Origin of the sequence: Enterococcus spodopteracolus (assembly GCF_030441955.1) — a bacterium.
Classification (GTDB): domain Bacteria; phylum Bacillota; class Bacilli; order Lactobacillales; family Enterococcaceae; genus Enterococcus_B; species Enterococcus_B spodopteracolus.
This window is the reverse complement of record NZ_JARJHD010000091.1, coordinates 1-515: the sequence shown is the minus strand read 5'-3', so window position 1 is coordinate 515 and position 515 is coordinate 1. Positions and strand designations below refer to the sequence as shown.

Here is a 515-nt window from a genome sequence, read left to right as displayed (position 1 = left end):
ATGCCGAAGAAGCCGCCGGCCAACATGCAGGTGTTCGGGGTCAAGAAGCTGGCGGACGCGCTGGACGTGCTGGAAGAGTTTTATTAATGTCGCCGACGGCGAGCAAGATATGCTATTTTGTTTAGCATACTAAACGGAGGTGGCCATGCCGCAATTTGATTACCTGAAGACGTCCATCAAGCAAAAAGGCTGCACGTTGCAGCAGGTGGCGGATGCCAGCGGCATGACCAAGGGCTATCTGAGCCAGCTGTTGAACGACAAGATCAAAAGCCCGAGCGCGCAAAAGCTCGAAGCGCTGCACCGTTTTCTCGGGCTGGAGTTCCCGCGTAAAGAGGTTAAAGTCGGCGTGGTGTTTGGTAAATTTTACCCGCTGCACACCGGCCATATCTACCTGATCCAGCGCGCCTGCAGCCAGGTGGATGAGCTGCACGTCATTTTGTGCCACGACGAGCCGCGCGACCGCGAACTGTTCGAGAACAGTTCGATGTCGCAACAGCCGACGGTCAGCGATCGCC

At 56.3% G+C, this 515-nt stretch carries 1 protein-coding gene; it reads left to right on the top strand.

All coding sequences use genetic code 11. From position 1 onward, the window contains the following. Positions 1-145 precede the first annotated feature (145 nt). A partial coding sequence (gene nadR, locus P3R27_RS14690; RefSeq protein ID WP_301399161.1) for a multifunctional transcriptional regulator/nicotinamide-nucleotide adenylyltransferase/ribosylnicotinamide kinase NadR occupies positions 146-515 on the top strand: 370 nt, incomplete at its 3' end.